This is a genomic window from Phormidium sp. CCY1219 (assembly GCF_035615515.1).
In the GTDB taxonomy this organism is placed as follows: Bacteria; Cyanobacteriota; Cyanobacteriia; order Cyanobacteriales; family Laspinemataceae; genus CCY1219.
Genome location: NZ_JAJENT010000315.1, coordinates 1 through 26,071 on the forward strand (window position 1 = coordinate 1; position 26,071 = coordinate 26,071).

Consider the following 26,071-nt stretch of genomic DNA (forward strand, 5'->3'; position numbering starts at 1 on the left):
TGGGCGATACCAGGATTTACAGGGCATCCAGCCTTGCCAAATGGGTCGTGTCTCCGGTTGGCTCGGAATCTGTGTCCGCCCTTTACCGTACCCATTTAGCTGATACAAGTTTACCAGAGTTTGGAGATTTTTCCTCTACCAACTCCGGCGCTGAACTCCGTTCAGCATTGCTGCAGGTTAGGGCACGAAAAATCACCCCCTCTTGACTCCACCGTGCGATCGCTACGGATGGAGAGTGCGACGGGACTTGTTCAAGCGGGGCAACCCAACACTGGCCGCTGTTGGCTCTGTCACTAACCATCAAGAGGCCACAGTGCCTTCTCGTTCCCCTCGAAACCTGCCCTCGCGATCGCCAATAGCTAGCGCGGTTGGACGCATTTTCTCGAGTCGCGGGAGCGCTTCAAACCCGCTATTCGCGGTTCCACTGTACCTGACTGTGCTACAGCTAGGGAGTTCTACAACTCGAGCGGTGAGAAGCTTAAGCTGAGCGGTTGGAGGTGGGGTGCTTTATCTGCGGCGCTATCGGGCCGAGATAATTTATCTTTCTCTATTTTAGTTTTAAAATGTCATTTAGAGAAACTTTAACGTGAAATAATGTTGAGTGAATTTCGTTCTCGTTACCCCACAGGCAGCTTAATTTCTGAATTGCTCACAATTTATGAAGGCCAATATGTGGTGCGGACGGTGATTCAGGTGGAACGAGTCACCCTCGCCACGGGCATGGCTGCCGAACGCACCCTCGAACAAGCCGAAGACCGCTCTCGCGAACGCGCATTGGCCGTTTTAGGCATTGCCCAACCCCAATCTGCCGTGCGCCACATCTCAGAGCCACCCCGGGAGACTCCCACTACCAGCGCCCCCGCGTTCTCTACCGTTCATTTAGGTCAAGGAAAAACTCGCTCTAGACCGCCGTCTCCTCCCATCGGATCCCCCACCGGGTTTTCCCCTCCCGGGATCCATTCCCCAGCCCCCACTCAACCCCCCCCACCCCTGGAAGACTCTTCGACCACCAACGATGATTGGCTTTATTCTGCCGGCGGCGGAGCCAGTATGGAGGCAGAACCGACCGCCTCCCAAGGCGATCGGCCAACCCCCGATTTTCCCGATCGCTCACCCACCCCCGAGGATTCACCTTATCCGGAATTCGAGCCATCCTCCCAACCTCCTCCCCCAGGGGCACCGGAGAACCGTGCTGCTGCCCCCACATCACCCCCCCCTAGGCAGACCCCGGCGGAACATCCCCCCCAAGAGTCTGTGAATTTGTCGGACATTATTGCCCAGACTACAGTGGAAATCCGGCGCTTGGGCTGGTCTAACGACCAGGGCCGTAACTTTCTCAAAGAACAATACGGCAAGCCCTCGCGCTCGATGCTCAGCGAAGAAGAGTTGCTCGAATTCCTCGAATTCCTCAAATCTCAGCCGAGTCCATCCTCAGACCTGTAACCCACAGAGTTGAGAGTCCATCAAAACTCTCAACTCCGTACTAGATCGTTAACTTACCCCACTGCCACCGGGCGACTCGCAGAAGGACGTCGGTTAATGGTCAGATCGATTAGACCATACTCGCGCGATTCTTCCGCAGACATAAAGAAATCCCGTTCGGTGTCTTCTTCGATCCGTTCGAGTGGCTGACCGGTATGCTCGGCTAACAGGCTGTTTAACCGTTTCTTGTGGTACAAGATTTCCTTGGCTTGGATTTCGATATCTGTGGCTTGTCCTTGGGCACCACCAAGGGGTTGGTGAATCATAATCCGCGAATGGGGCAAGCTCATGCGCTTGCCTTTAGCGCCTGCACTTAACAAAAATGCCCCCATGCTGGCCGCTAAGCCAAGACAAATCGTGCAGACATCCGGACGGACGTGGTTCATGGTGTCGAAAATTCCCATCCCGGCGGTGACTGAGCCACCGGGAGAGTTGATATACAGATAGATATCTTTCTCCGGGTCTTCGGCTTCTAAAAACAGCAATTGAGCCACAATTAAATTCGCTAAGTCTGAATCCACCGGCTGCCCGAGAAAAACTATGCGATCGCGCAGCAAGCGAGAGTAAATGTCAAACGCGCGTTCGCCACGACCAGATTGTTCGATTACAGTAGGAATCATCTACAGCGCCTTTTTACGTTACTTTTCTTGATTTTACCGAACTGCGCCAGAATCCTGCCCCGATGCCCTCTAATCCTCCCCCCCCCCCACCCTGGCTTCCCTAGACTTCTGGCCTCGAATCGGCGGCACTTGACCCTGCTTTGTTTGGGCTTTTGTTTGGGCTGATGTGGCGTTGCGGATTGTCTTCCCCCCACGGTTTGTCGCTACAGAACCCGCCGCCAATGGAAAATAGGGCGATCGCCTCTGCGTCGCCCCAAATCATATTGGGTTTGATTTGAATAATTTAAGTTAGCGCGCCCTAGATGCGTGGCCTCACACCACAAGAACCTGGGTTGTTGTCTCGGAACGCTCGCCACGTCGAGCAGGGGGAGGGAAAACTCTTCCTCTGTAAGGGATTTTTGCCTACGCTCATTCCCATTTCTGACTGAGATTTACCCTCGCAACTCCCCGCCATCGGGTTTCTATCCCCTCCAGGATTCGCATGTTTCACCTGCGCGGGCGATCGTGCAATTCGGCAACGCCTCTGTGGCTTGGTGTTGTTCGTCTGCCAATCTCTCGACACGCTTGCCCCCTTCTCTAATATCCAGGAATGCTGCTTGTCTTCCATCGGCTTACCGTCCACTGCCACGATGGGGCGCAATTCCATCGTTTCCTTCCATTCCAGAGGCGATAGGTTGGTCGGCACCCTTTAATTCTCCTAGCTTTGATGCAACTTCAATCCCGGAAAACTGAGTTGCCATTCCTAACACCACTAGGCTGGATAACATCAAGTTTTTGTAGATGCTTTTCATCGGTAATTGTCCTTGATTAACTGTTCAATTACCTTTACTTCCTTCTCTTTGCCTCATCCGGTAAATTTGAGATTTATCCCAAAATCAATCTCTCTAGTTACTTTCACTACATCCGGGAACAAATGAGTAATACTTCCGTCTTTTTTCAAAAAAAAGCAAATTTTACGTGGCAATGCACCTCTCTATAAGGGCAAAATATTCTAGAAAAAAATACCTTCGCGATCGCCTCAATCTTTTTCTCTCGATTCATCCGCGATCGCTGACCCTTCAATCCGTTACCGGAGCGTCTAAATATCCGCATTTTACTCCCCTCCAAGGCTTTCCGCTCCCTTGGGGGAATTGCCGCTAGCCGCGATAGCCCTCTACCGAGGGTGGCTTTTTGGCTGATTTTGATGCAGCGTCGCTAGGGACTCTACACTTTAAAATCTACCTGTAACTTTAAAATATAATTATGGCTTTAGCACTCAGCCAATATTTCGCCAGGATAGGATAAAAATCCGGAAAATACTCGAAACCAATCAAAACTAAAGTCTCAAAAATGGTAAAAAATAATACCCAAAACACCCACAACCCAAAAACCAGCCTGAAGAGAGGCGCTGTATGTTAAAGATATCCGAAGATAGAGAAGAATAATTCGCAGAAGAGACGGTTTAACAATTGTCACCAGAGAGGGGAAACATCTGCCGGGAAATTCTGTAGCAATAAGCACTCACCCAGTGAAGTTTAAAACCCCACAAACAAACCAGGGGGGGGGTGGAAACCTGAAAAAATAGCGATCGCCACCGCCTCCCCTATCGCTCTCGGAGGATGGGAAACCCCGCTGTAACCCCAGACAGGTTTTTCTGAAAACTCGCCGCAGTTTGTATCGATTCTGTCAGCAAATTGAGCCAGAAAAGGTTAGGATAGCTAAAACGGTATGGAATTGGGGTTTGAGATTAAAGCGTTTGTCTCCACTGCTGACAAAATCAGGGTTTCCAGCCAACATCGTCAGGCTGGACAACGGGTTAACGGTGATTCACCAACAGATCGAAGCCACACCGGTGGCGGTGGTCGATGTATGGGTAAAAGCCGGTGCCATCCGAGAGCCTGACCCTTGGTCGGGAATGGCTCATTTTCTCGAACACATGATTTTTAAAGGCACCGAAACCCTCCCACCAGGCGCATTTGACCGAGAAATCGAGAATCGTGGGGGGATGACCAATGCCGCCACCAGCCACGACTACGCCCACTTCTTCATCACCCTAGCGGCGCAATATTTAGAAAATGGCTTGCCGATTTTAGCCGATCTGCTCTTGCATCCCGCTATCCCGGACGAAGAATTTATCCGAGAACGAGAAGTAGTCCTCGAAGAAATCCGGCAATCGAACGACAATCCGGATTGGCTGGCATTTCAGGCGCTGATGGAGAAAATTTATCAGCGACATCCCTATGGTCGCCCGGTATTTGGATCGGCCAACCAGTTAATGGCGCTAACGCCGTCAGATATGCGACAGTTCCATAGCTGCCACTACCAACCGGAAAACATGACCGTGGCGATCGTGGGCAATGTTTCCCAATCCCGGGCGATCGCCCTAATCGAGCAATCCTTCGATCGCTTTCCACCGCGTACCCCTTGTCCGCAACTGGAACTCGAAGCCGAACCGCCGATGACCGAAATTCGGCGTCGAGAACTGTATTTGCCCCGCCTGGAAGTGGGGCGTTTGATAATGGCTTGGATCGGCCCGGGATCCGAGCAGTTGTACGAAGCCTATGGATTGGACTTGCTCGCCGTGTTGCTGGCAGAAGGACGCAGTTCGCGCCTAGTCCAGGAATTGCGAGAAATGCGGGGTCTGGTTCACGGAATCGGTAGCGATTTCTCCGTGCAGCGAGATTCCAGTTTATTTACGATTAGTGCCTGGTTAGACCCAGAAAATAGCGAACAGGTGGAATCCCTGATTCGCGATCGCATTTACGAACTGCAAAACGAACCCATTTGTGACGTAGAATTAAACCGCGCTAAGCGGGTTCTGTGCAACGATTATGCCTTCTCCAGCGAGACGCCCAGTCAACTGGCAGGTCTCTATGGCTACTATCACACCATCGCCGAAGCACCCAATGCCGTGGCTTACCCCGCATGCATTCAATCCTATGATGCCGAACAACTCCAGCAGGTGGCCAACCACTATCTTTCTCCCAATTACTACGCCGTGACCCACCTCAAACCGTTATAACCCCCCATTCCCCCTCCGGATCCGTCCCGAAACCGCTCCCACCTCTAGATTCTGCCACCCTTTAGGGGCAGCGATCGCTTTTCGGCAGACCGACATCACTCTAAGGACAGTTACTCAGCGTGAATCAGAACGTGACGCAATCGCTACAAAAAAAAATCCATCGTCAAGTTTTGGACAATGGCATGACCGTCATTGCCGTAGAAAACCCAGCGGCGGATATCATTTCGGCTCGCATCTTCATTAAAGCCGGAAGCCGTTGCGAACCTCGCGAAAAGGCGGGACTCTCTCATCTAGTTTCGGCGGTGATGACGAAAGGCACCGATCGCCTCTCTTCTTTGGAAATCGCAGAACAGGTAGAATCCGTGGGCGCAAGTCTCAGTACCGATGCTACCCCGGATTACTACTTACTCAGTCTCAAAACCGTCTCGGCAGATTTCGCTCCCATGCTGCAACTGTGCCACGATCTGTTGCGCTACCCAAGCTTCCCAGATGCCGAGGTGGAACTGGAACAGCGCCTCACCCTGCAAGGAATTCGCTCTGGGCTCGAACAGCCGTTTACGATCGCCTACGACCAAATGCGGCAAGCGATGTACCCGGATCACCCCTACGCTTGTTCTATCCTGGGCCGGGAAGAAACGGTGGCTACCTTAACTCGCGCCGATCTCGAAGCCTTTCATCGTTCCTTTTTTCGCCCCGATCGCATCGTGGTCAGTCTCGCCGGTCGGATCGCGCCTTTCGCCGCAACTCAGTTGATTCAAGAGGTATTCGGTCCGTGGGAAGCTCCCACCACTGCGGTGCATGACCCGCAATTTCCCCCCTTAACCTCCCATCCTCGCCAGATGCTTGTCCCTCAAGATACCCAACAATCGATTATTATGGTGGGTCATCTGACCAACTCGGTGCGCGGGAAAGACCCGCAAAATCCCGACCCGAGTGATTACGCCGCACTCAAGTTACTCAATACTTATCTGGGCAATGGTCTCTCCAGCCGCTTGTTTGTGGAACTGCGCGAAATTCGCGGCTTGGCTTACGATGTGTCGGCATTCTATCCCACTCGCTTGGATCCCGGTCCGTTTGTGGTTTATATGGGGACCGCCCCGGAAAATACCTCGATCGCTTTCAACTGCCTGCGTAGCGAACTCGAGCGTCTTTGCACTACCCCCCTGAGTCCAGAAGAGTTACAAGCGGCAAAAAATAAACTCCTCGGTCAATATGCCCTCGGCAAACAAACCAATGCCCAAATCGCTCAGGTGTTTGGCTGGTACGAAATCTTGGGCCTCGGGATCGAATTCGATACCCGTTTTAATGAAGAAATTTCGGCCATTTCCGCACCCATCGCTCAAGAGGTGGCTTGCCGCTATTTTAAGACGGAACCTTTTGTCTCTCTGGTCGGACCGGAAGCGTTTATCTCTCAGGTGTAGAAGCACCCGGGATTGGGTTGTGTCCCGAGGAAGTGGCGATCGCGACCCGCCGCCGCAATCGAGCCTTGACAAATTAATAAATTTGTGGTATGAAAATCCACCAAGGGCTGAGGGAGGAAAAACAAAACCCATGTATTTCAAAATTCTTCAGGCCATTGTGATGGTTTCGGCGGTGTTGCTGTTGCCGATCGCCCCACCGGCGCGATCGCAACCCATCGCCCAACTACCGCTCAACCGACCTACCCTACAAATTGGCACTCAAGGCGATAATGTGGCGCAAGTGCAAGCGGTCCTCAAGCTGATGGGCTATTACGCCGGTCCGGTGGATGGGGTCTATCGCCAAAGTACCGCGATCGCGGTCTTTGCTTTTCAAGAAGATGCCGGCATCAACCCAGACGGTATCGTGGGATCCAACACCTGGAATGCCCTGCTTCCTACCACCACCGCCGAGACCTACCGCTCTCCCTTCTCCTCTCGCTTACCGATTCTGCGGCGCTCAATGAACACCGATGCGGTGGTTCAACTCCAAAACCTGTTGCGAACCCTCGGCTTTTTTCAAGGAGAGTCCACCGGCTTTTTTGGTTCGCGCACCGAAGCGGCAGTCAAATCCTTGCAAAGAACCTACAATCTGCCCCCGGATGGCATTGTCGGACCTGCCACTTGGCGCGTTTTGCTGCGGTAAACTCTCCCGCAAAACCCTCGATTTTTCTCCCTTGAATCCGCCAATTTACCTAAGTAATTGTTACTGGAAAAAAACAGCGCTTTCCACTCAATTCGTTACCGATTTTGCCGGAATATTGCAATGGGTAAACTTCTGTAAAGTTTAGTAAAAAACAGTGGGCATCCATAGAAATTGGTGCTACCTTATAAATCAGGACACAACAGAGCAACTTGGATTAGAGTTCAGTGTCCCCCACTCTAGTCCCCCGCAGGGCCTTGCTGGCCTGCATCCGATCGCAAATGTGGCACGGCAAGCGGAAAAGGAAGCATTCATTCGTGCATTTAATTGAGCCGCGAATAAAGGTTAAATGCCAGTTTCCCAAACCGCTGAGCTACGAGCCAAAACTAGAAGTCCGGTATGGATTGAGAAGATGCAAACCTCGCATACGGTTGACTGCGGCGTAATGTAAACCTTAGTTAGATTTAATCTACAAAAGCTGACCTGAACGTTCAACAATTCAAATTCCAAGACCGAAGGGTCTAGTCGCCGCCGACTAGACCCTTTTCAGCATGATGAAGACCGGACAGAGGGGTGGATTAGCTACCCATCGCCAGGGCGGCAGTTTCGCCACAGATGCCGGCTTGTTTGAAGCGATCGAGCGCCACAGCGAGGCGATCGGGTTCGGCAATCAAACTCACCCGCACGTAACCCTCGCCACCGGATCCGAAAGCATTCCCCGGGGTCAACACCACACCGGTTTTATCCATAACCATTTCGATAAATTCCTCCGAAGTGGTATCGAACGGAATTTTCGCCCAGACATAGAAGGTGGCTTGCGGGTTTTTGACACTCCATCCCAACTCGGTCAAACCGCGCACCAAGAAATCCCGGCGGGTGCGGTAACGGGCTTGGGCTTCGTGGATGTAAACATCGGGCAAGTCTAACGCCGCCGCCGCCGCCGTTTGCACCACGCCAAACATGCCATAGTCCATATTATTTTTCAGGCTGCGTAACCCTTGCACGACGCGATCGTTACCGACCACAAAACCAACTCGCCAGCCTGCCATATTGTAAGTCTTCGACAGGGTATGGAATTCTACCCCGATTTCTTTACCCCCGGGAATTTCCAGCAAACTGGTGGGTTGATAGCCATCATAGGCTAATTCCGCATAGCACAGATCGTGAACCAGCAAGATATCGTAGCGACGGGCAAAGGCGACGATTTCTTCGTAGAATTCGCGCGGGGCAGTGGCGGTGGTGGGGTTGTTGGGATAGTTGAAATAGAGAATTTTGGCTTGTTCGGCTACGCTATCGGGAATGGCAGCCAAATCGATGAGCCAGTCGTTGTCTGGTTTGAGAATTAATTCGCGAACGGTGCCCCCGGCGAGTAACGGTCCGCGAAAATGAGCGGGATAGCCGGGACTGGGGACTAAAATTAAGTCTCCGGGATTGACGTAGGCGAGGGCGAGGTGGGTTAAGCCTTCTTTGGACCCGAGGACGGGCAGAACTTCGCGCTCGACATCCAGGGTGACATTGTAGCGACGTTTGTACCAGTTGACGATCGCCTGTCGGAACCTAGGGGTGCCTTGAAAGGGGGGATAACCGTGGTGGGTGGGGTCTGCCAAGGCGGCGATCGCGGCCTCCACAACCGTGGCTGGGGTCGGACCGTCTGGGTTCCCCATGCCCAAATCAATTAAATCGATGCCCCGCGCCCTGGCATCGGCTTTCAGTTCGTCGAGGCGCGCAAATACATACGTGGGTAAACCTTGCAAGCGATCGGCAAGGGCAATCCTATCTAAAGTCATGGCCGCATTCAGCGCCGTTGAGGGCGCTCTCCTATTTGAAAAACTACAAAAACACATTAAATCGCCAAAAAGCCCCGAAAGATTTTTCTGCTACCCCCAAATCTTTCGCGATCGCATCTCTCGGGGGCTTTTTGACGCCGATACCATACTGGCACTGTCCGTTATGGCATTAATCGCATGGGCACTGTGGATAAACCCACTCCCGCCCTACTTACCCCTGCGCCACACTCGAACGGGGCGCATCCACCGATGCGGTGGTAGACACCATCGCTGCCATAAGCTGTTGCGGATCTACCGAAAAGGGCAGGCGATGAATGTCTGACCCCGAGGCGCAGGCAATTTCAGCCGCATGTTGCAATTCGCTTAGGGTAATATTCCCCAATCCCAAATCCCCTAAGCTTTGCGGTAAGCCAATCTCGCCATAAAACTTTAAAAGCTGCTGCCTTGCGGCGGTTGCCAGTTGGTTCCCTTGCAGCATTTCTTCTAGGCGCAGTTGCACGAGGATGCCATAGGCGACTTTTTCACCGTGCAAGGTGTGGTGGGCGGCGAGTAAGTGGGTTAAGCCGTTGTGTACGGCATGGGCGGCGACGGTTCGGCATTGGGCACCCCCTAATCCGCCAATGACGCCGGCGAGCAATACGGTGGCGTCTACGACTTCTTGCCACAGGGGACCACCGGGTTCGCGCAGGGCGGGCAGGGATTTTTGGAACAGGATGTCGCGCAGCACTCGCGCTTGTTGCACCGCCGCAATGATTAAGCTCTGTTCGGAATGACCGCTGCTGACTGAGGCTTCGTACCATTTGGCCAAGGCGTCTCCGATGCCGGCGACTAAGGTGCGCTGGGGGGCGGTTTTGATTAATTCATAGTCGAGGATGAGTAAGTCGGGACATTTGGCTAATCCCACATCGTAGAGAAAGGCCCCTTGGTCTGAGTAGATGTTGGATAGGGCGGTCCAAGCGGCACAGGTGGCGGCGGAGGTGGGAATGGCGATCGCCGGTAAGGAGCATCGATGGGCCAGGAGTTTGGCCGCATCTAGGGATTTTCCGCCCCCCGTACCGATGATGACGTCGGCTTCATGGGCGGCAACGGCATCGCAGAGGCGCGCTAAGCTGGCTTCGCTACAGTCGGGACTGTAGGAGGCGATCGCTGCGGTTAATTGATGGCGTTCTACCACGGGTTGCAATGCGCGATCGGCTAGGGTAAGGCTGCGATCTCCACCGACGAGTAAGGGGCGAAGACCCAACCGCGCGATCGCCGCCCCCGCTTTTTCCACTGCGTTGGCCCCGCGAATCACTTGTCCCGGTGCCACGCTTAAGGCGGTGATGCTGGAAACTCCTTCGGTGGTGTCTGTGGTGGTGTTGTTTACGGAAGCCGAATTTTTATGGGGCATACGCAACGATAGGAATTTGTTTGGGTTGGCTCTTAAAAATTAATATAGCTTTCCTCTCGCCACCGATCGCAGTTTTTTGGTAATATTTTATACATTTTTTGGATTTTTAAAGGTTTAACCCTAAATCATATCATGGAATCTCCATATTTTCTCCGCCTACCTGAAAAAAAATTAAGAATTGAGAACCTATGGGCCAAAACGCCCGCCATTCTCAATTCTTAATTTTTTCGCGTTACGCTTCGCTTTGCGAAGGTTGGGCTTCTTTGTTGGGCAGCTTGGGTAATTTTTCCGAGTAGATTTCCAGTTCCATGTCCTCGTCGTCGCGCACGGCAAGCGATCGCCGCACTTGTCCCACATACAGGGGTTTGGACAAACCGGGTTCCGGATGCACGATCGTCCGGGCGCGAATGGTCAGTTTGTCCTCTCCGCGACTAAACCGCCCGGGGGAAAATAAATCGCCGGCAGCTTGGCGCAAGGTGGCTTCGAGTTCGCTTTCGGTGACGGTGGGGGGTACGGCAATTACGGTTTGCGTCGAACCGTTGTCATAGACGCGGGCGTAGCGAATCGCACCGGGAATCTCGGTCCGGGTTAAAGGCACCAGACTCAGGGCAAATAATCCACCGGTCAGTACCGCCATAAACCCGGTAATCCCCACGAGTCGGAACCGGATGCCCCACTTGAAGAGAAATCCCAATCCGGCAAGAAGTAAAAAGGCGATCGTGGCAATACCAGACCACTTGAACAAATTAAAAAAGTCTGCGGTAGTTAGCATAAGGATTCCGTGATAGCAATCTGTAACCAATCAGAGATAAAGCCATCTCGCCGGGAAAGTCCAGAAAATGACTCCCACCGATTTTACTCGTTTTCGTTACTGACAAAGCCGTTCGCGTCGCTATTCGCGCTGGCTTCAATGGCGGCTTTTAGGGTATGCCAGCAGAGGTTAGCACATTTGATGCGAACCGGAAACTGGGCGACCCCTTGCATCACGTTGAGCTTGCGTTGCGCTTTGGGAAACTCCGCTTCCCCTTTCATCATGTTTTGGAAGCGCTGCACCATTTCTAGGGCTTCTTCCAGGCTTTTTCCCCGCATCGCTTCTGCCATGAGATCCACTGACGCCATCGAGATGGCACAGCCTTCTCCTTGAAATTTCACATCTGCGATGCGATCGCCCGCCTCGTTTAACTGTACCGTCAGTTCGATGGTGTCGCCACAAGAAGGGTTATGCCCCCGCTGTCGCCGATGCACCGGATCCGTGACACCGCGATGTTTGGGAGATTTGTATCGTTCGAGAATGACTTGCTGATAGAGGTCGCGCAGATTACCGAGAGACATGATCGTAGGCTTCACAAGTTAACTTACCTTTGCTTCGATCCTATCAGCACTGGCACCCTTGCGGCGGATAGGGTGCAAAATCTCCCCCCGATTCCCCACCCCTTATTCCCCCTACCCTCTGCCAACTGGCGCTTCTCAACCGATCGCCTCAGACAGGTTCATAAAAAATTCGTCGATTTGACTCTCAATAACCTGGGCGGGATTGTCATCTGCCGCTTTCAAACAGAGGATTTCTTCTAAATCTTCATCATCAAGCAATATTATCATCTTTTCCTCTGACAGCCACACTTTTTTTCGGGCTGCAATTGCAGCCTCGCTGGGGGGTTTGCGAGTACATAAAATCCCAACCGACCGCATGGCTTTAAAGTCTAAATAGTTGGCTAAATCGTGGATTTCCTCTTCTCCCGGTTCTCTGTCGAGGTTTTTAAATCGGTGATAATATAGCGGGTTCTAAATTGATTTTGAATGGTGTACCAAATCGGATCGACCCGCGCAATGGCATAGCTGGCTTTGTAACTGGCTAAGTTATTATCGGCAATCGGTTGCCAGATGGGGGGACGAAAGGGCGGGATGAAAACGCGATTGAAAATATCGAGGCAGAGTTCTTCATAGTCGCGCCAATGTTGCCGATCGCTGGGCAGTTGGGCAAGGCGATCGCGTAACTGGGCCGCCCGGGTGTCGAGGTCTTCAATCTGTTAGCGTTGTTGGTTGAATAAATCCAGTTTTCGCCGCAACGAAACGAATTCGGCAGCGATATCTCGATGTTTTTCAATCAATTCGTTCAATTGATTGACATCCCACACCACAATTGAGGGGTAGCGCTGGATAAATGCCGATAAGCGGGGGGTCAGTTCAAACGGAATTATCAACAATCCACAATTGGCTTGCAAGAGTTTCTTGGAGGCAACTAAATTGTGAACTGCTTGATAAACTTGGCTGATGCGATACACTCTGGCTAATTTAGATTGCACCACCCACAATTCGGACTTTCCGGGAGGATGGATTAAAAAATCCACCGTCAGGTCTTGAGCGCGTTTTGACAGGGCAACTTTTGTAAATCCTTCCGATTCGAGCAGGCGATCGCAAAAGTATTCAAATTGATGTAATGGCTCTAGTTGAGCCAACAACTCTTTTTCTTTCATCAGGGTTAAAGCGTTTTTCCATTATATCTACTCATGCAAAAATAATTGCAGAGGGTAGGGTGGGCAGAACCACTCGAGAGCGGTGCCGATCGCGCATTTGTTCTAGAACTGCCCACCCTACAAACTGTCGTCAGGGTTAAAGCGTTTTTTCATTAGACCACAGTTTCGCGCTTTTATTGTCTCAATTTTCCGCTTCGCTTGCCTCTTCCGAAAGTCAGAAACTCTGCCAGAATTTGCTTATTCCGAGCACTGGCGCAATCTGTCGCGTACCTCCATTAAAATTTTTCCCAGTTGGTTTGTGCCGGTGCCATCTTTCCCGCATCCCCAATAAAAATCGTGGGGGGAATTTTCGACGATTTCTTCATCCTCGGTTGCCAATAATATTGCCCGGATATCGGCGTGGGTTTGGAATTTTTGCAACACCGCGCGCCGCATGATGTCGTCTTTGACTTGTTCCCAGTCGGACCGCAGGGGACGATTGCGATCGCGCCCCATTCTTGCCGCATCTTTTGCCCGTTTCACCTGGCGAATGGCGTCGGCGTGGGGGGTCCCGGCAAATTTCTGCGCTTGAAAGTAATGTTCGCTGGTGGGCCACCACACCCCATCTAACTCGAACCCATGTGGGGAAAAGTTAGAAAAACAGCCATATTCGCCCTGGGTGGTGTAAAAATAAATCGTCATCCTTCACCTCTTGCGGGTTAAATTAACTGACAGCGTTTTCGATGAGGTCGTTAAATTTCCACAAAATATTGGCCGAATCGCTGAAAAATTTTACGATGGGCGATCGCAGCAGTTTGTCGAATTTTTCTACCTCTTCTGGCAACACTTTGCTCAGGGGTTGCACCACCAAATACCGACTGGCACTATAATCCAATTCCCCGGGTAGTTTCTGGCTGGCTTCTTGCAGTTTTTCCGTGAGGATTTCGCCTAACTGATAGTCCGATGACCTGACATAAAGTTGGGGGGCACTTTCCATGCCGAAGATTCGTTCTGCGGTAAATCCCTCCACGCCAATTGACACCACATATTCTTCATATTGCGACACCCAATTTTGATTGGAAATATAAATTTCTGTGGGGTCGTAGGCAACGAAACTCCAGTCATTTTTCCACCATTTTTGTTTGGTTAAATCTGCCTCGAGAGCAGCGAGAAATGCGGCAATTTCGGTTCGCAGTTGATGTTCGGTTTGCTGCAGGGATTGATAGGTTTCCCAATTTTTCGCCAGCAGCAGACTTTCCTCAGATAAAGGGTTCATGGATGTTCTACAAGTGGGCAACAGATTCTATCCAGTCTACCAAATAATGGTGCAGTTTGCTCTCGGCGATGTTTGGCAAAAGGGTGGCGAAGGCATCGGCAAGTTGGCGATAGGAAAGGGAATGCCAGGGGGTGGGGTCGCCACTGATAGGCGATCGCCCGTCGGGGGTGAGGAATATTCCCACCTGTCGTTTTGGGGGAATCCGTTGCCCTAATCCCAACCGTTGCAGTTCTTGAAATTCTCGGTCCACTTGATAAATTCCTTCTCGGTCTAACAGGGTATTGTCTATCCCAATTAAAAAGCCACCAGGCCGATAAATGGCTAAGTCCAGTTGCAACTTAGGGTCGGCAAGATTGGTTTGCACGCGATAGGATTGCTTGAATACCTGGCGCGGCATCTTTACCCCACAGTGGTGCGCCACTTGCTCTAAAAATAGCGGCGCTTGCGGGTTGGAATCCGCATCAAAGATGCAGGATAAAAACCGGGTTTGCACCGACTTGTTTTGGGTAATGTCGAGCTTTTCAAAAATGTTGACTTTGGCGGCTTTACTCTGGCGCAAGGCGCGATCGCATTCGGCAAAGGCAGATAAAAAATCCGCCATCTGGTTGTATTTTGCCGATTTTTTAGAGGCGCGTAAGGCTTTAAATTCCTCTAAAAATTGGTTCATGTTGGCGATATTTTGGGTCATGGAAAAGGGAAAATTATAATGCATGTAAAACCCTGACGGGACTAAGCTGGGGTGTGAATAGGCAGAAAAATTGTAAATTCTGTTCCCTGACGTTGGGTGGAATTGACCTGGATAGTGCCGCCATGTTTTTCGATGATTTGATAGCAAATGGCTAATCCCAGACCGGTCCCTTTTCCGGGGGGTTTTGTGGTGAAGAAGGGGTCGAATACCTTGCTTAAAATGTCGGGAGAAATTCCCGGACCATTATCGCGGATTTTTATCTGCACTTGGTTGTCGCCTAGGGTTTGGGTGGCGATGACGATCCGATCGCCGGTGGGGGAAGGGGACGCACAAGTGGCGGTGGCATGATGTGGGGTGAAATTGCCATGATGTACGGGTAAACTGGGCTGGCGATCGCGTTGTTCCCCCGCTTCCTCGAAAGCGTCGATCGCATTGCCAATCAGATGCATAAATACTTGGTTGATCTGGGCGGGATAGCACTCGATTTTGGGCAAGTTGCCGTATTGTTTGATGACTTCGATATTGCCATTCAATCGGTGATTGAGCAGCAATAGGGTGTTATCTAGTCCTTCATGCAGGTTCGCTCGTTTTTTCTCCGCTTCGTCGAGACGAGAAAAGTTTCGCAAGGATAACACGATCTGACGAATGCGATCGGAACCGCTGGTCATGGAAGAGAGCAAACGGGGCAAATCCGAACGCAAAAATTCTAAATCGATGTCATCGATTAGGTCTTGAATCACGGGGGTGGGCTGGGGATATTCTCGTTCGTAGAGTTCGATTAATTCAAGCAGGTCTTGAATATAGTGGTTGCTGTGTTCGATGTTGCCCCGGATGAAGCTGACGGGATTGTTAATTTCATGGGCAATTCCAGCCACAAGTTGCCCTAAGCTGGACATTTTTTCGGTTTGAATCAGTTGGGCTTGGGTGTGTTTGATTTCTTGCAGTTGTTCTTCGACCCGGGTAATCAATTGATTGAGAGAAGTGGCGAGCAAACCGGCTTCGTCTTCGGTTAAAACCGGGGCTTGCAGTTTGTAGTTGGATTGTTCGGTGACGCGCTGGGCTACTTGCGTTACCCATTCGATGGGACGGGCGATCGCCCGACTGGTATAATAAGCCAAAATTGCCGCGATCGCTACCGAAAGCAGCATACTAACTAGGGTAATGTGACGCCGCCAGGATTCCGCTTTGTTAAAGGTGTTCTTCGCGAATGCTTCTTGGGTTTTGGCTTTCTCAATGCTTTGATTTAATTTTTCCTCTAGGGTCTTTAATTTTAATTTGAGATCCTGATTCATCGAAATCAGCATTCGTTTCTGCGTCTGCTGGATTTCTTTGGGAGGTAAGTTCCCAGTATAAACTTGTTCGAGTCGGAAATTGACCAGGTTGGCATAGGAAAGGGACGTGGCGTCATAGGAGTGGACTAAATCTAGAACTTCGTTGGCGTCGATCGCGAGAAATTCGTGGGAGTGATTATCCACAAAATGTTGCAGGTTAAATAAAAGGGTTCTCACCTGCTGCATTTTCTCCAAAAATTCGCTGGTTTCGGCTTCTAACCACTGCGAATTGTCAATTCCAGGCACTAACCGCTGCTGATGCGATCGCGCGGCGAGCACTTCATGCTGTAAGTCGATCAGCAACCATTGTTGTTGATGCGCTTGGTTGAGCTGTTTTTTTGCCTCCCGCTGATAGTAATCCCCCACGAATAACCCGGATCCGGTTCCAAATACGGCAATTCCAATCGCTAGGGCGTAACCATACCCAATTTTTTGTTTGATACTCCAGCGACGAATCCGGCTTTTTAATTTCTCGAGCAGATTATTTCCCGCATTCTCGTCTCGATCGCTCACGGGTGGATCCGCAATGGAGAGGTTTTTTATTCTCTCTAGGGTTTTATAAGACTGTTGAAGCTGCATGGTTGGTGCTTCTATTCCTCGCTAAAATTACTGTTGTTTTGGGGATGGCTTCCCATTGCCTCTGGGGGTCTGAAGGACGTAGATGGCATCCCGATCGCTGTGACCCACAGTCTGGACAGACTTTGGGAAGGGCGATCGCTGGGCTTCACAACCCGGATAATTTCAAATTGGCAACCGCACTTGTCTTTGACGAACCATTGAGTTGCTACCCTACTGTAGTCGGCATTTCTCTACTTTATTAAATTTTTATAAAAAATCAATGCCTTTTCCGATTTTACATGATAATAGCCGACAAGTGCATTAAATTTCTTTAGGGAAAATTGCCCATCGATATGCGGGGGGAATCAAGGTTAATCCGGCAGGCATTACAAAACAATTATTGTTAATTTGCAACGATTTGGGGATGCGATCGCCCCCCAAATTGAAAACAATGTAATTTCCGGGACTAAGCGACTTTGCGAATTTTAACAGTTTGGGGAGGTTGGATGGGCAAAACGATCGCGAATTCTGTTCCCTGACCCGGTTGGGAATTGACCTCAATTTTGCCCTGGTGTTTGGCGATAATTTGGTAACAAATTGCCAGTCCCAAACCCGTGCCTTTGCCCACGGGTTTAGTGGTGAAAAAGGGGTCGAAAAGTTGTCCTTGAATTTCTCTGGGGATTCCCGGACCGGTATCGCAGATGCGAATCCGAATGCGATTGGAATCGAGAGATTCTGTAGAGATGATAATTTTGCGATCGGGAATATCTGGTTGTTCTTGCAGGGCATCGATCGCATTGCTGAGGAGATTCATAAACACTTGGTTGAGCTGTGCGGGATAGCAGTGAACCAAGGGTAAATTTTTATAGGATTTAACCACTTCAATGTCTTTTTTCAGGCGGTTATTTAAAATCAGCAACGTGCTTTCGAGTCCTTCATGGATATCCACCGGCTTGATATAGCTTTCATCCAGGCGGGAGAAATTTCTCAAAGACAGAATAATTTGCCGAATCCGGTCCGTGCCCAGTTTCATAGAAGCGAGAATTTTCGGTAAATCTTCGCGCAGGAAATCCAGTTCGATGTCGTCAATTTCCGCTTGAATTGGCGCGGTAGGGTGAGGGTATTCTTGTTCGTAGAGATTAACCAACTCGAGCAAATCTTCCATATAGCCGCGAGTATGTTCGATATTGCCATAAATAAAATTGACGGGATTGTTAATTTCATGGGCAAGTCCGGCAACCATTTGACCCAAAGAAGACATTTTTTCACTTTGGATGAGTTGCGCTTGGGTTTGCTTGAGTTCTTCCAGGGCGTCGCGCAGTTCTCGGGTGCGTTCTTCCACCCGCTTTTCTAAGTTGTCCCGCGACAATTCGAGTTGGTGAGTGTATTCTCCCATCCAGCGAATCATTTGATTGAGAGAAGTGGCTAATGCGCCGACTTCATCATCGGTTAATACCGGGGCGACGAGGTTAAAATTCGCGCGTTGAGTGACTTGTTGGGCGACTTCGCTCACCCAGCGGATGGGGCGGGCGATCGCGCGACTGGTATAGAGTCCCACTAAAACTGCGATCGCCGCCGAAAGCACCATACTGGCAATAATAATTTGTAACCGCAGAGATTCAGCGCGATCGAGCTTGAAATTGGCTTGCAATTGTTGAGTTTTTGCGGCTGAAATTAAGCGGCTTAACTGTTCCGACAGTTGCTCGAACTTCACCGTAAGCTGATTGGCGCGATCGCTACTGTTTGCGGTTAATAACTGTTGTTGGGCGGCGGGGATTTCTTCTTGAGTTAGTCTGGGCGGGTCGATGTCCTTCCAAATGGATTGGATCAGATTGGCATAGGCATCGGTGGCGGTTTTGTATTCCTGCAAGAAAGACTCGAACCCCAGAGTATCCACCGCCAGATTGGTGGATTTACGTTCTTGAAAATCGGAGAGTTGACCGAGCAATTCGTGAATGCGAGTCACATCGGCGCTAAATTTAGCCGTTTCGTATTCAAACCAAATCGAATCGCCAAATACAGTGACCAGTCGTTGGGGATGCGATCGCATTTTCAGCACGCTATTTTCCAACTCACTCAACAGATATTGCTGTTCGTAAGCGATGGCGAGTTCTTTTCCCGCTTGTTTTTGATAAAAGTCTCCAATCGCCAATCCCACCGCAGTTCCGAGAACGCCGATGCCAATTGCCACCGAATAGCCAAAGCCGATTTTTTTAGCAATACTTAAACTCGGCATCAACCGTCTCATCCACTTAAAACTCGGTTTGTTGAAGTCGATTAACTGAGGGGGTAACATAAAACGTTGCGGGTTATTTTTCCGCTCGGTAGCGCATAATGGGAGGCTAGGGGAGTTGTGTTCCCGATGCGCTGATGGCAAACCCTTTGTCCCTTCGTCGGTTTGCTTTTTTGTTTGGCGAGGATACGCGCTATAGTCTGGAAACACCATGATTGGAGCCGGATCTTCCCGGAATAAACTTCCTGCTTTGGCCGATCGCTTATTGAATCAGTCACTTAGTAAAAGCATATACAGAAAATTCTCGCTTTCCGGGTTTTATAAGGTTTTTTTAATTCTTCCATGAGTTCGCCTTAGCCTTCAGATATCATCACTCTTTTCCGCCGTCTTTAATTGGGGTTTAAACTTCGGTTAACGATAGTTTAAGAACCGGAGAAAGGCGACATGCAAGCGCCTCTCTCCTTCTTATCTTTTACTGGAGAAAATCCCCCTGCCCAATTGCTTTATAAACATCCCGAATCATGTTGTAATCTTCGTCATTTGCCGGAACGAGCTGAGAGCCTTGGTATTTTTCATTTGCTGGGGCGACCAGAAGTGCTTCAATACAATTTCTCCCCATTGCTGTGGGGATTAACGGCAATCATCGAGGGATAGTTCGGTCGCGGAATCGCAATAAGCGGTATTTTTTATTGCGAGAAGCAACGCTTAAGGCATTGAGAAGTTGCTGCTGATTTTCCAGGAGGCGATCGCCCAGGATGGGAATCAAATCCGAGGGCATTTGATTGCTGGCAATTAAAACATCGTTGGGTAAGGGTTCTCCCATTGCCAACAGGGGAAATGCATCCCGGGATAAATGTTCCGCACGATTGAGTAAAATTATTTAATAAAAATCTATAATTTTTTAAACAAGCCGGAGGGGTTTATCAGAGAATGAATCGTCAACCCACCCAGACAATTGATACCCGATTTCGGATTAGGCGGCGTCGGATTCACGGCGGCGTTTGGGAATCTCTATGGGCAGGGCGATCGCAAATTTCGTTCCCTGTGCCAGCTCAGAAATTACCTGAATGGTGCCTTGGTGTTTCTCCACAATTTGATAAGCAATTGACAGTCCCAACCCGGTTCCCTTCCCCACCGGCTTGGTGGTAAAAAAGGGGTCGAAAAGCTTGTCTTGAATTTCTTGGGGAATGCCCGGCCCATTGTCTGCAATGGTGACTTGAATGCGAGAATTGTCTAAAATTTCTGTGGCAACAGTTATTTGTTTGGCCGAGTTTGTTGGTGGGCTTAAGGCATCGATCGCATTGCCGATAATATTCATAAAAACTTGATTCAGTTGCGCCGGATAGCATTCAATCGCAGGAATGGATTGGTAGTTTTTGATAACTTCTATATCTTTTTTCAGTTTAGACTGGAGAATTAACAAGGTACTCTCGATGCCTTCGCGAATATCTACCTTTTTGACCGCACTTTCATCCAGACGGGAAAAATTTCGCAACGAGAGGACAATTTGGCGGATGCGATCGCTGCCAATTTTCATCGATTCCAGCAGCTTCGGTAAATCTTCTCGCAGGAACTCTAGCTCGATGATTTCAATTTCCTGTTGAATTTCTGGAGAAGGGTTGGGGTATTCTTGCTGATAGAGTTCGAGCAAATTGAGCAAATCGGCGATATAAGCTTCGGCGGGGGCGATATTGCCATAAATGAAATTCGCCGGATTGTTAATTTCATGGGCAATTCCCGCCACCATTTGCCCCAAGGAAGACATTTTTTCGCTTTGGATCAGTTGCGTTTGAGTCTGTTGGAGTTCTTGGAGGGCGTCGCGCAGTTCTCGGGTGCGTTCTTCCACCCGCTGCTCTAAATTTTCCCGCGACAATTCCAGTTGGTGGGTGTATTGTCCCATCCAGCGAATCATTTGATTGAGAGAGGTGGCTAATGCACCGACTTCATCATCGGTTAATACCGGGGCGACGAGTTTAAAATTGCCTTGCTGAGTGACTTGTTGGGCGATTTCGCTCACCCAGCGAATGGGGCGGGCGATCGCGCGACTGGTATAGAGTCCGACTAAGACGGCGATCGCCGCAGAAAGTCCCATACTCCCCAGAATAATTTCCATTCGCAAATCGTTGGCTTTTTGCAGCTTCGCTGTAGCGATTTTTTCCTCATTTTCGGCTGCAGCAACGCGCTTGCTTAATCGTTCTGAAAGTCGCTCGAATGTCACCCGCAGATCCCCCACGCGATCGCTTTTTCTTAAAGCGAGTAACTGTTCCTCGGCGGCGGTAATTTCTGCTGCTGATAATTGACGGGGATTGACTTTATCCCACATCAATTCGACCTGTTTGATGTAGGCATTGGTAGCGGATTCGTAAGCCTCTAATAACTCGGTCATTGCCGCACTATTTCCCCTACCTGGTTCTCCAGTATTTTTAGGAAAATTAGTGAGGCTTTCTAGCAGGGTATGAATGCGATTAACCTGAGCGTAAAATTTAGCGCTTTCGTAGTCAAACCAGATGGAATTGCTCAAAACGGTAAACAGGTCGGCGGGATGCGATCGCATTTCTAGCACCGCATTTTCTAGATTAATCAGCAGATATTGCCGCTTCTGAGCTACTTGTAGCTGATGGTGGGCTTTTCTGTGATAGTAGTCGCCGATTTCCAACCCCAATAGCGTCCCGACGATGGCAATTCCAATCGCAATGGAATAGCCATAACCGATTTTTTTGGTAATACTAAAACGGGGAAACATACCTTTCATGGGATTGCTGTCAGTGATGTTGTAATTTGGGAAAGTCTAGCTTTATATCCAGGCTCTCGGAGTCAAATACTGCATTGTTTGCCTGGTTTTTTTATCGGCGGACAAAAAGGCGATCGCAGTGCTAGTATTGCACTGTCTGGGAAATTATGCCTTGCCGGACTAGAGCTTATTTGAGGGAATTGTAGATAAACCGGAAAAGTAACCGGGTTTTTGTTCCGAATGAGTTGCAAATTCCTTCAATTTCGGGAAAAAACCCGGGTTTTCAGCCTTTGTGCAAAACCGACTCTTTAGGGAATAAAAGTTCCCTCCCCAATTGCCTGATAGACCTCCCGGATCGGGTCGTAATCTTTATCGTCAGCGGGAACCAATTGAGAACCTTTGTATTTTTGGGTGGCTTCGCCAATTGCTAGGGCTTGAATGAGGGACTGCTGATTTTCTACCAACAGCGATCGAATCAGGGCCACCACGTCCGGATCTAGGAGACTGCTGGCAACAAAAATATCGCTGGGAAGGGGGGGACCTTGCTTTAAAATACGCCAGCGATCGGGCGAATTTGCTTTTTCTTGAAAGAACACTTCATAGTCGATCGCCGATCCGCCCCAAGCATCCACCTCGCCATTTTTCATCGCCGCAACGCTTCCTTCATCTCCCAACATTTTAACATTTACATCAGATTTCGGATTGAGTTGGGCGTCAATAAGTAGTTTAGTGGGGCCAAGATGACCGCTGGTAGACCCCACATCGGACAACGCGATACTTTTGCCTTTCAAATCCGCCACCGATTTAATGTCGCTATTTGCCGCTACTGCAAGCACAGAGCGATAATTAGGCCGAGTAATTGCAATCACTGGCACCGCATTGGTGCGCGCCCGAATGGCCACATATTCCGAAGGTCCCGTCAGCACGAAATCTACTTGATTTAACTGCAGCGCCGATGCAGCGGCGTTCATATTTTGTACCGGGAAAAATTCCACCGGAATGCCCAACACTTCTGCCAACTGTTGGCGAAAAGGCTCGTAATTTTCCTCTAGCTTTTCGCGTCCGATAACATCAGTTACGGCGAATCGTAGCTTTTCCGGTGCCTTGACTGCCTCGAGGTTCGCGCGATCGCGGTTCCGACTGGTCAAGGTACAGCCGGAGAGAAATAACAAGGAATATCCGATAAAGTTACGTCTTTTCATACACTTTTACCTTACCTCCTTAATTGTAAATTATATTGGCTCGAATGAGTATGAACCCGGCACAAGAATTGATTAAGATTCCGTTAAGAAAAGATGAAATTGAGTAAAGATTTGACGAATAATCAGACCCCGTCCTAGAGGTCGCCCGGTTTAAATTCTATCGTGGAGGAGGAGCGGTGAAAGCAGTTCGCGCGGTGGGGAAGAAGGGCGCAGGAGAAAAGGCAATTCGGACGCGCCTGACCTTTTTTTTCACTCAATTGAATTCAATTCAAGCTTATGGCTTCTCGCGATCGCGCCCCATTGACACCCCGCGCCGATTGATTCCGTTGCCCGTTTTAGAGGCGAGGAAAAAAGCGTTTGGGGGAGGGCGCATCATAGTCGAGAGGCTATTTCCCATTTGCGCCACAATCTTTTATGATTTAAACCATTGAGAAACTCGGACAAGATGAAAAGTAGATGACAACAAACGCAGCTACATATATTCTCGGACTCGACCTCGGCACCACCGGCAACCGGGCGATTTTATTCGATGCAGAGGGCAAAATTGTCAATCAAGCATATAAAGAACTCACCCAGCACTATCCGCAACCCGGGTGGGTGGAACATAACCCGATGGAAATCTGGCAGGATACTCGGGCCTGCATGGAGGAAGTATTGCAAAAAACCGGGATTTCTGCCGATGCGGTGGCGGGAATTGGACTGACAGTGCAGCGCGAGACCTGTTTGCTGTGGGATAAAACCACCGGTCAGCCATTGCATGACGCGATCGTGTGGCTCGATCGCCGCACGGCATCCATGTGCCGTCATTTAGCCAAACAAGGGTACGCCCAAGAGATTCAAAACCGCACCGGGTTGGTACTCGATGCCTATTTTTCGGCCACGAAACTGGTTTGGTTGCTCGACTGGGTGAAGGAAAATCGCCCGGAGGTGGATTGGGGGAATATCCTTGGTGGGACGATCGATAGTTGGATTTTGTGGAATCTCACCGGGGGGAGAATTCACGCCACCGATCGCAGCAATGCCAGTCGCACCATGCTGATGAATTTAGAAACCCGGGACTGGGATAGCATTCTGTTAGAATTATTTGGCATTCCGGCGCAGATAATGCCCAAAATTCAAGATAGTGTGGGAATTTTTGGCGAAACCGACCCGGAGTTGCTCGGGGTGGGACTTCCGATCGCCGCCGTATTTGGCGACCAGCAGGCGGCGTTATTCGCACATGGGTGCGATCGTCCGGGGATGCTCAAGTGTACTTACGGTACCGGCTCGTTTTTAATCGCCCAAACGGGAGAAGAGGTGACGCGATCGCACAATCAGTTACTCTCTACGGTAGCCTGGACGCGATCGGGAGAGGTGAAATATGCCTTAGAAGGCGCGATGTTTACCACCGGACGCTGCATTCAGTGGTTGCGCGATGGATTGAAGTTGATTGATTCCGCCGCCGAAACCGAGGCGATCGCGCGCTCGGTGAGGGATGCAAATGGCGTATATTTCGTCCCGGCATTGAGCGGACTGGGTGCGCCCCATTGGGATATGAGTGCCCGAGGCGCATTTATGGGCATTACCGCCGGCGTCAGCCGAGAACACTTGGTGCGCGCCGTGTTGGAAGCGATCGCCTATCAGGTGAAAGAAGTGGTGGATGCGATCGATAAAGATACCAAAACCCCGGTGAAAGTTCTCAAAGTGGATGGCGGTGCCTGCGAAAATGATTGGTTAATGCAATTTCAAGCCGACGCCCTGGGCATTCCCGTAGAACGTCCCGCTATCCTGGATGCCACCGCACAAGGAGCCGCATTTGGTGCCGGTTTGGCGGTGGGGGTGTGGGACGATTATCGCCGCTTAGTCCAAGGACGCGCGATCGACCGGGTGTTCGAACCGGGAGCCGATGCCGCATCGGTACAAAGGGAGTTTTTCCAGTGGCAAAAAGCCCTGGAGCGCGCTAAGAATTGGGAGGATGAATAGGGTTCGATGCCGGAGATATGTGAGTTGACGCAGGCGCGATCGCCCCATGCATCGGGGGTAAAGTACGATTAATATGAGATTTTTGGAGCGATCGGGAAAGGAGGGATTATGCTGGAAAGAAGCGATCGAAAAACTGATGCAAAAGGTCGCGATGAATTTTGGCGCGATCGACTAAGGATTGAATGGAAATATCCGAGAGCGGGTCGCCATTGGCATAATGTTCCAGCCAGGTGGTCCCGATCGCGTTGGCATCTGTGGGCAAGTCCGATAATTCCCAACCGGGAATCTCCAAATCTGCCATAAGCTGGCTCACTTTCGGGTCGTAACTAATCGCAAAACAGCGACAGCCTTCAGCGGCGGCCATAATTAAACTATGGAAGCGCATGCCAATGGCCATTTCTACACCGCGAAACAGTCCTTTTAATTCTCTGGGGTCTTCCAGGGTAAACAGGTGACTCGGACCGGGGAGCTGAGATTGGATAGACTCCGCGATCGCCTTGTCTTGTGCCGGTTGAAAGGGGACCAGGAGAATGCAGGTATCCGTGGCTTTTTGAAAGTCGATTAAGGCGCGGGTTAAGCATTGCAGGCGCGCGGGCGTCAGTTGCGGATGCGATCGCAAGGTCACCGCCACCCGAGGCGCGGGTAAATGCCCCAATCCCAGAACCGATTTCGGGTCTAACGCCCACACCGGATCCGGTGCCATCGTACAGGGAACCTGCCATTGCGCCAGCACAGAGGCAGAACCGCGATCGCGCACGCTCACCCCGGTGCAGCGAGAAAACATCCGTTGCGCCACCTGGCGCGTCAGCTTGTTTTGCAGCGGACCAATCCCCTGACCCCAGGCGATGGTTTTCAACCCCATCCCCTGGGCTAATCCCATCAAACCGATATAGTAAAACGGACTCAAGGTACTGGTGGCATCTTGGATCAGACTCCCGCCGCCCCAAATAAACACCTGAGACTGACGCAACACCGGCAACAGGGGAAAGGCAGACATGCGGTTACACGCCGCCACACCGTAGCGATCGCGCGTTTCTTGCGGGTTCCCCGACAGCACCACTGGCGTCACCCGCGAGGGCAACATCTGCAACAAACAAGCCAACAATGCCTCATCTCCCGCATTGCCCTTGCCATAATATCCACAACATACCGCCCGAATTGGCTCCACGATAGTTTATCGATCCTGCATAAATTCAGCTTGTCACTAAAACAGTGATGCTTCTTATAGATAACTCATAATGCCGCCGAGCGCAAATG

General features: G+C 50.5%; 26 protein-coding genes. 7 read left to right on the forward strand and 19 right to left on the reverse strand.

Annotation, left to right across the window (positions count from 1 at the left end; genetic code table 11):
• The first annotated feature begins 594 nt into the window (after positions 1-594).
• Positions 595-1,443 carry a hypothetical protein gene (locus tag LKK83_RS05095; RefSeq protein ID WP_324629834.1) on the forward strand — a complete coding sequence of 283 codons (849 nt, stop codon included), beginning with the start codon at positions 595-597 and terminating at the stop codon, positions 1,441-1,443.
• A gap of 53 nt (positions 1,444-1,496) precedes the next feature.
• Here LKK83_RS05095 and clpP read toward each other — a convergent pair whose 3' ends face one another.
• The 3 genes from clpP to LKK83_RS05110 all read right to left on the reverse strand — a co-directional run bounded on the left by clpP (position 1,497) and on the right by LKK83_RS05110 (position 2,893).
• The gene (gene clpP / locus LKK83_RS05100; RefSeq protein ID WP_324629835.1) at positions 1,497-2,102 is read right to left on the reverse strand and encodes an ATP-dependent Clp endopeptidase proteolytic subunit ClpP; all 606 of its coding nucleotides are present in this window, start codon (positions 2,100-2,102) and stop codon (positions 1,497-1,499) included.
• A 100-nt stretch (positions 2,103-2,202) separates the two neighbouring features.
• Positions 2,203-2,364, reverse strand: a complete 162-nt coding sequence (locus LKK83_RS05105) for a hypothetical protein (protein WP_324629836.1) — start codon at positions 2,362-2,364, stop codon at positions 2,203-2,205.
• A gap of 349 nt (positions 2,365-2,713) precedes the next feature.
• Positions 2,714-2,893 (reverse strand): hypothetical protein, encoded by a 180-nt coding sequence (locus LKK83_RS05110; protein ID WP_324629837.1) that lies wholly within the window; start codon positions 2,891-2,893, stop codon positions 2,714-2,716.
• A gap of 944 nt (positions 2,894-3,837) precedes the next feature.
• Here LKK83_RS05110 and LKK83_RS05115 point away from each other — a divergent pair.
• From LKK83_RS05115 to LKK83_RS05125, 3 genes are all read left to right on the forward strand, one after another.
• Positions 3,838-5,103: a M16 family metallopeptidase gene (locus tag LKK83_RS05115; protein WP_324629869.1), complete on the forward strand. Its 1,266-nt coding sequence runs from the start codon at positions 3,838-3,840 to the stop codon at positions 5,101-5,103.
• 119 nt (positions 5,104-5,222) lie between these two features.
• Positions 5,223-6,524: a M16 family metallopeptidase gene (locus LKK83_RS05120; protein WP_442957281.1), complete on the forward strand. Its 1,302-nt coding sequence runs from the start codon at positions 5,223-5,225 to the stop codon at positions 6,522-6,524.
• Positions 6,525-6,654: 130 nt separating this feature from the next.
• Positions 6,655-7,206, forward strand: a complete 552-nt coding sequence (locus tag LKK83_RS05125; protein ID WP_324629838.1) for a peptidoglycan-binding domain-containing protein — start codon at positions 6,655-6,657, stop codon at positions 7,204-7,206.
• Positions 7,207-7,781: 575 nt separating this feature from the next.
• On the opposite strand, the gene LKK83_RS05130 is transcribed toward LKK83_RS05125, so the two are convergent.
• The 11 genes from LKK83_RS05130 to LKK83_RS05180 form a co-directional block, all read right to left on the reverse strand.
• Positions 7,782-8,990, reverse strand: a complete 1,209-nt coding sequence (locus LKK83_RS05130) for an aspartate aminotransferase (protein ID WP_324629839.1) — start codon at positions 8,988-8,990, stop codon at positions 7,782-7,784.
• Positions 8,991-9,201: 211 nt separating this feature from the next.
• Positions 9,202-10,380: an iron-containing alcohol dehydrogenase family protein gene (locus LKK83_RS05135; RefSeq protein WP_324629841.1), complete on the reverse strand. Its 1,179-nt coding sequence runs from the start codon at positions 10,378-10,380 to the stop codon at positions 9,202-9,204.
• 232 nt (positions 10,381-10,612) lie between these two features.
• On the reverse strand, positions 10,613-11,152 hold the full coding sequence (locus LKK83_RS05140) for a Ycf51 family protein (RefSeq protein ID WP_324629842.1): 540 nt from the start codon (positions 11,150-11,152) through the stop codon (positions 10,613-10,615).
• Positions 11,153-11,235: 83 nt separating this feature from the next.
• Positions 11,236-11,727 (reverse strand): Fe-S cluster assembly sulfur transfer protein SufU, encoded by a 492-nt coding sequence (gene sufU / locus LKK83_RS05145; RefSeq protein ID WP_324629843.1) that lies wholly within the window; start codon positions 11,725-11,727, stop codon positions 11,236-11,238.
• Positions 11,728-11,847: 120 nt separating this feature from the next.
• A complete protein-coding gene (locus tag LKK83_RS05150) occupies positions 11,848-11,979 on the reverse strand; it encodes a hypothetical protein (protein ID WP_324629844.1) in 132 nt (43 codons plus the stop codon).
• A gap of 428 nt (positions 11,980-12,407) precedes the next feature.
• On the reverse strand, positions 12,408-12,854 hold the full coding sequence (locus LKK83_RS05155; protein WP_324629845.1) for a restriction endonuclease: 447 nt from the start codon (positions 12,852-12,854) through the stop codon (positions 12,408-12,410).
• A gap of 237 nt (positions 12,855-13,091) precedes the next feature.
• Positions 13,092-13,535 (reverse strand): NADAR family protein, encoded by a 444-nt coding sequence (locus tag LKK83_RS05160; RefSeq protein WP_324629846.1) that lies wholly within the window; start codon positions 13,533-13,535, stop codon positions 13,092-13,094.
• A 22-nt stretch (positions 13,536-13,557) separates the two neighbouring features.
• Positions 13,558-14,109 (reverse strand): hypothetical protein, encoded by a 552-nt coding sequence (locus tag LKK83_RS05165; RefSeq protein WP_324629847.1) that lies wholly within the window; start codon positions 14,107-14,109, stop codon positions 13,558-13,560.
• A 7-nt stretch (positions 14,110-14,116) separates the two neighbouring features.
• Positions 14,117-14,797, reverse strand: a complete 681-nt coding sequence (locus LKK83_RS05170) for a hypothetical protein (RefSeq protein ID WP_324629848.1) — start codon at positions 14,795-14,797, stop codon at positions 14,117-14,119.
• Between the two features lie 41 nt (positions 14,798-14,838).
• Positions 14,839-16,707, reverse strand: coding sequence for a sensor histidine kinase (locus LKK83_RS05175; protein WP_324629849.1), 1,869 nt, complete (start codon positions 16,705-16,707; stop codon positions 14,839-14,841).
• A 445-nt stretch (positions 16,708-17,152) separates the two neighbouring features.
• On the reverse strand, positions 17,153-18,982 hold the full coding sequence (locus LKK83_RS05180; RefSeq protein WP_324629850.1) for a sensor histidine kinase: 1,830 nt from the start codon (positions 18,980-18,982) through the stop codon (positions 17,153-17,155).
• Here LKK83_RS05180 and LKK83_RS31945 point away from each other — a divergent pair.
• Positions 18,981-19,118: a zinc finger domain-containing protein gene (locus LKK83_RS31945; RefSeq protein WP_442957282.1), complete on the forward strand. Its 138-nt coding sequence runs from the start codon at positions 18,981-18,983 to the stop codon at positions 19,116-19,118. The two genes, LKK83_RS05180 and LKK83_RS31945, sit on opposite strands and share 2 nt — an antisense overlap.
• A 273-nt stretch (positions 19,119-19,391) precedes the next feature.
• On the opposite strand, the gene LKK83_RS05185 is transcribed toward LKK83_RS31945, so the two are convergent.
• The 4 genes from LKK83_RS05185 to LKK83_RS05200 all read right to left on the reverse strand — a co-directional run bounded on the left by LKK83_RS05185 (position 19,392) and on the right by LKK83_RS05200 (position 22,852).
• Complete coding sequence (locus LKK83_RS05185) at positions 19,392-19,538, reverse strand: hypothetical protein (RefSeq protein WP_324629851.1); 147 nt, start codon at positions 19,536-19,538, stop codon at positions 19,392-19,394.
• Between the two features lie 21 nt (positions 19,539-19,559).
• Positions 19,560-19,742 carry a hypothetical protein gene (locus tag LKK83_RS05190; protein WP_324629853.1) on the reverse strand — a complete coding sequence of 61 codons (183 nt, stop codon included), beginning with the start codon at positions 19,740-19,742 and terminating at the stop codon, positions 19,560-19,562.
• Between the two features lie 150 nt (positions 19,743-19,892).
• On the reverse strand, positions 19,893-21,671 hold the full coding sequence (locus LKK83_RS05195; protein WP_324629854.1) for a sensor histidine kinase: 1,779 nt from the start codon (positions 21,669-21,671) through the stop codon (positions 19,893-19,895).
• Positions 21,672-21,958: 287 nt separating this feature from the next.
• Positions 21,959-22,852, reverse strand: a complete 894-nt coding sequence (locus tag LKK83_RS05200) for a phosphate/phosphite/phosphonate ABC transporter substrate-binding protein (RefSeq protein ID WP_324629855.1) — start codon at positions 22,850-22,852, stop codon at positions 21,959-21,961.
• 176 nt (positions 22,853-23,028) lie between these two features.
• On the opposite strand from LKK83_RS05200, the gene LKK83_RS05205 reads away from it, so the two are divergent.
• Both LKK83_RS05205 and glpK read left to right on the forward strand, forming a co-directional pair.
• Positions 23,029-23,283 (forward strand): hypothetical protein, encoded by a 255-nt coding sequence (locus LKK83_RS05205; RefSeq protein ID WP_324629856.1) that lies wholly within the window; start codon positions 23,029-23,031, stop codon positions 23,281-23,283.
• A 25-nt stretch (positions 23,284-23,308) separates the two neighbouring features.
• Positions 23,309-24,814: a glycerol kinase GlpK gene (gene glpK / locus LKK83_RS05210; RefSeq protein ID WP_324629857.1), complete on the forward strand. Its 1,506-nt coding sequence runs from the start codon at positions 23,309-23,311 to the stop codon at positions 24,812-24,814.
• 106 nt (positions 24,815-24,920) lie between these two features.
• On the opposite strand, the gene csaB is transcribed toward glpK, so the two are convergent.
• On the reverse strand, positions 24,921-25,982 hold the full coding sequence (gene csaB, locus LKK83_RS05215) for a polysaccharide pyruvyl transferase CsaB (RefSeq protein WP_324629858.1): 1,062 nt from the start codon (positions 25,980-25,982) through the stop codon (positions 24,921-24,923).
• Between the last annotated feature and the right edge of the window lie 89 nt (positions 25,983-26,071).